This window comes from Mesotoga sp. HF07.pep.5.2.highcov (genome assembly GCF_003666285.1).
GTDB classification, from domain to species: domain Bacteria; phylum Thermotogota; class Thermotogae; order Petrotogales; family Kosmotogaceae; genus Mesotoga; species Mesotoga prima.
The window spans coordinates 1-4,683 of the sequence record NZ_JFHJ01000673.1; the positions used below are offsets into that span (position 1 = coordinate 1).

The 4,683-nt window shown below is 44.3% G+C and carries 4 protein-coding genes and 1 pseudogene; all 5 read right to left on the reverse strand.

Annotated features, from left to right (window positions below):
* Positions 1-619, reverse strand: a pseudogene (locus BG32_RS14425) (glycosidase); the annotation flags it as partial.
* A gap of 12 nt (positions 620-631) precedes the next feature.
* Positions 632-1,450 (reverse strand): carbohydrate ABC transporter permease, encoded by an 819-nt coding sequence (locus BG32_RS14430; protein ID WP_014731355.1) that lies wholly within the window; start codon positions 1,448-1,450, stop codon positions 632-634.
* The gene (locus tag BG32_RS14435; RefSeq protein ID WP_014731356.1) at positions 1,447-2,331 is read right to left on the reverse strand and encodes a carbohydrate ABC transporter permease; all 885 of its coding nucleotides are present in this window, start codon (positions 2,329-2,331) and stop codon (positions 1,447-1,449) included. The genes BG32_RS14430 and BG32_RS14435 overlap by 4 nt, the downstream gene beginning before the upstream one ends.
* A gap of 12 nt (positions 2,332-2,343) precedes the next feature.
* Entirely contained in the window at positions 2,344-3,594 is a 1,251-nt protein-coding gene (locus tag BG32_RS14440; protein ID WP_014731357.1) for an extracellular solute-binding protein, read from the reverse strand.
* A 17-nt stretch (positions 3,595-3,611) separates the two neighbouring features.
* Positions 3,612-4,589: a LacI family DNA-binding transcriptional regulator gene (locus BG32_RS14445; protein WP_014731358.1), complete on the reverse strand. Its 978-nt coding sequence runs from the start codon at positions 4,587-4,589 to the stop codon at positions 3,612-3,614.
* Positions 4,590-4,683: the final 94 nt, after the last annotated feature.

Here is a 4,683-nt window from a genome sequence, read left to right on the forward strand (position 1 = left end):
TCTACTCCGTGATAAAGGACTAGCCAACCATATTCAGTCTCTATTGGCGGGCCCCCACGCCGATTTTAAGGTTGTCCCACTTACCAGATCTTGGACCGGCTATCGGGGTGAATTCCGTCCAGGTCCTCAGATCTTCCGAATACGCCAGATACATGTCGGGTTCGATCCTATGGAACATGAGATATCGACCTTTTACTTTCGCCGGGAATAGCGCAGCATCTTTGTTATTTACATCCGGGATTATCACTCCGTGACGTTCCCACCTGAGAAAGTCGGTAGTCGAAGCCATAGATATTCGTACGCCTTTTGGAGAGTAGGCCGTGTACTGCATATAGACTTTTCCTTCAATTTCTGTAAGCCTTGGATCTTCTACACCATAAAGCTCCCACTGACTCCCTGGAGTGAAGACCGGTTTTTCGAGGCGGTTGAATCTAACACCATCTAATGAAACGGCGTATCCCATTCTCGAAACCATATCTTCGCCCTGAGCCCTATAAATCATGTGAAACAATCCTTGGCGTTTTATAACGGCGCAGTTGAAAACATACTTGGATTCCCAATGATGTTGCGAGATCGGAGAAAATAGGGGATTTAACGGATGTCTTTCTAGTTTGATCACAACTCTCACTCCTCATTTCAATGACATAGAGATTCCCTGAAGAAAGTACTTTCTGAACACCAGAAATATTACTACCATCGGCATTGTTTGCAATACAGAACCGGCCAGGACTGGACCCAGATAACTCCCGTACTGCATATTAAAACTTGCAAGTAGTACAGAGAGAGGCATCTTCGAATAGTCGCTTACCACAATCAGTGGCCACATGAAATTATCCCATATTCCTATGAAAGTGAAGAGACCTACGATCGATACAGTTGAGCTTGTCAGTGGAACCAATACCTTGGTGATTATCCATAGATCATTGGCTCCATCCATTCTGGCCGCTTCCAGGTATTCGTTGGGAACTGCTCTGAACGACTGTGTAAACATGAAGACTCCCCAAGCAGAGACGAGTGAAGGTAGAATCAATGCCGTTCTAGTGTCTATAAGACCCAGATTTTTAATAAGAACGTACAGTGGAACTATGAATAAAAATCCCGGAAAGATCATCTGAAAGATTATGAAGTTGAATACGGCGTTTCTTCCCTTGAAGTTAAGCCTTGAAAGGGCGAAGCCAACAAGCGCTGAAGATACTAGGACACCGAGGGTAACTGTAACCGAAATGAAGATTGAATTGCCAAGAGCCTGAATAAATGGTCTCTCCATCTTGTCTGCGGCCTCAAGAATGAATCTGTAATTGTCCAGAGTAAACTGACTTGGAAGAAAACCTGAATAAATCTCATTGGTTGGTTTGAACGATGAGAGAAGCATCCATACATAAGGATAAATCCAAAGTATTGAGGCGGCAAAAAGAAATACATAAAGGATTATTGTCGGGACCTTCTTCATACAATCTCCACCTCCCTCTCGATCAGCTTCCTTGTAAGCAATACACAGCCATAGCTAAGTAATGCAACAACTATAGCCAGTGTTGAAGCGTACCCCGGGTTGATCTTCTGGAAGGCTGTCGTATAAATCAGCATTTGAAATGTGTATGTAGTTCTCATTGGTCCCCCTCCAGTAATCAAGAAAGGTTCCGTGAATATTCCGAAAGTCAGAGTAAGAGAGAGAACCAGTACCATGACAATCGACGGGTTTATCAAAGGTAGAGTTATCCTGAAGAACTTTGTCATCTTTCCGGCCCCATCAAGTTCTGCGGCCTCGTAAAGGCTCTCCGGGATTGCCTGAAGACCGGAAAAGAGTATTAGACCGTAGTATCCTATGAATTTCCATGTGACCATGATCGCTATTGAAAGAGTGGCCAGTTGAGGACTGCTGAACCAGGGAACCGTAATTCCAAAAATTGCTCTTGTTAATCCATTCAAGGGGCCGTTTATCGCGAAGAGCTTCTGAAAAATTATGGAATATGCCACTCCCGATGAGACATTTGCTACGAGAAATGCGAGTATGAAAAACGTTCGGAATAGCTTGACTCTCTTCAATCCAAGGGCAAAGAGTAAGGAAAGACCGAGAACCATGGGGATGAAGTACAGCATGAAGTTAAATGTATTGAAGAAAACTCTCCAGAACATTTCGTCCTGAAATAGTTCTATGAAGTTGTCAAACCAGATGAACTTCCTTGGGGTGAAGTAGTTCCATTTTGACAAAGCAAGTATAACAAGCCACACAAATGGGTAACCCCAGAATATTGCCGTGTATACCAAATATCCCCCAGACAGAGACCAGCCCTTTATTGCATCGATGGTTTTCAGTCTCTTCCTCACTCTCAATCACCCCTTCTCCTAGAAGAGTTCTCTCCTTACTCTCGTAGCAGAGTCTTTAAGTGCATCTAGCGGAGTTGATTTTCCATACATTATTTGCTCTATCAAAAATGTTGTGAGAATTTCCTGAACTTCAACAGTCTTCGTAGTCAAAGCCGGTGGAACGGCGTAGGCAACGTGGCTCGCATAAGCAGCGAACTTCGGATTGTCCTCCATATACTCCTGGAAGATGGGATTCGTCAACAGGTCTTCCCTTGCCGGAGGAAGATTGGTGAACTCCATCCACTTTCTGTCTTTTTCAATATCCGAATAGACCCACTTAATGAATTTCCATGCAGCCTCTCTGTGCTTTGTGGTGGCGAACATTACAAGCCCCTTGGTATCTGCGAAAGTGTAGATCGGTTTGTCCTCCGGATAATCATCGGGAACCGGAGGGGGAACGATTGTTATATGATCGAAGACATCGGGGAAGAGATTTCTCGCCTGGTTTATCTCCCACGGGCCGAAGATCCCTCCAAGGACAACACCGAAATAGAAAGGATTGCTTCCTAGATCAACTGCCGTCCAGTTGTTTCTGAACATGGTATCCATGAATGTGACGACTTTCTCGCCAGTCTCATTGTTGAAAAGCGCTCTGGCTTTTTCAACATCTAGATATGGAGCTCCTTCACTCGCGGCATAGTAGTAGGTTATGAAGTCGTACCATCGGTCGTACCAGTTTCTTCCCATTACCACAAGTGCTCCGTACTTCTCGTACGGCACGGAATACTTCTCGCTTATCTCGTAGATCTCAGAGTAGGTTCTCGGCGGTCTGTCATACCCAAGTTCCTTCAAGATGTCTGATCTCCACCACATCATTATAGGGTTAGAATAGATCGGGAGTACGTAATAGTTATCTCCGAACTTCCAGTTTTCAACGATGGAGGTCATCTTTCTTTGCTCCATGAGTTCCCAGAAATCAGGGAAAGAGTTGAGGGGAATAAGTATATCTGCTTCGATGAGTTGTGCGGCGAATCCCGAAAATATGTTCGTACAGATATCTGGCATTCTTCCGGAAGCGATTGAAGTAAGGATAGCCTCTTCTGAGGTTCCCGCAGCGGGAATAGTCGACCACTTGATCTGGATATCGGGGTTGTTTTCATTCCACTCAGCCACTACTTCCTTCCAGAAGCTTTCTTGGAGAGGATTGGGCGCTGTCCAGAAGACAAGTTCAACGGCGAACAATCCCACAAAGAGACACGAAAACAAAGTTAACAGAATCAATCTTTTCATGTGATTTACCTCCCTTTCTATAAAGTGCTTTCTCTCTGGACAAATTCAGTGAATAGAGAAATCTTTGTTGGACGCGGTTCATTACCAATTAGCAGACTTTGAAGCCTCCTAGATCCAACTACTCCCATCTCATGCTTGAATATCTTGAAAGTAGTCAGCGAGGGAGTAGTGGCCGAGGAGTTGACGATATCATCGAAACCCAAGATCGACACCTCCTCCGGTATCTTTATTCCTCTGGCTTGTAGCTCTTCCATCGCTCTTATCGCGGCGGTGTCGTTGCATCCAAATACGGCATCGGGAAGTCCGTATCTAGAAAGCAACAGATCGATGATTGCGCTCATATTATCATTATCTTCATCGTATTCATAAGCTTTGGGAAGATATCCGGCGCCTTCCATTGCAGAAATGTAGCCGTCAAAGCGGTCCTTGAACCCAAAGTGCGAAAGGGGTCCGTGGATATTTACAATCTTCTTGAGTCCTTTTGAAATTAGTTTCTTCATTCCGTAAATTGCCCCGTCATAACCGTCAGATACAACGCAGTCGACCTTTACGCCAGCGAGATACTGATCAATCAGAACAACCGGTTTCTTAGTCTCCTTTGCTTTTTTTATATCCTCTTCAGTAATCTCTCCACCTATCAGCAGGTATCCATCGTAGTCTTCCGAAAAATTATTTGAAGGAACAAGACTTCCTCGCATGTTGTTCCCCGCGAAAAACTCTTCTATTCCTTTGAGGACAATTGTGTAAAACTGATCGGATTGATCCGACAGGACGCGAAATAATCTCTTTCCTGCAACAATTCCAATATTGAACGCGAGCTTTCGACTTGCCAGAAAACTCGCGACTTTTGAAGGCTTGTATTCAAGTTCCTCGACGGCCAGCATAACCTTTTCTCTTGACTTCTTGGAGACATACCCACTTTTATTGAGCACTCGGGAGACGGTTGCTGTAGATACTTCGGCCAATTTAGCAACATCAGAAAGCTTAGCGGACAAAATTATCACCTCAGTATATGTAAACGCTTACATCTCTAGGATAAATATACCCTTATTTCGACTAGATAATCATGTCTATTCTAGATCCTTCTGG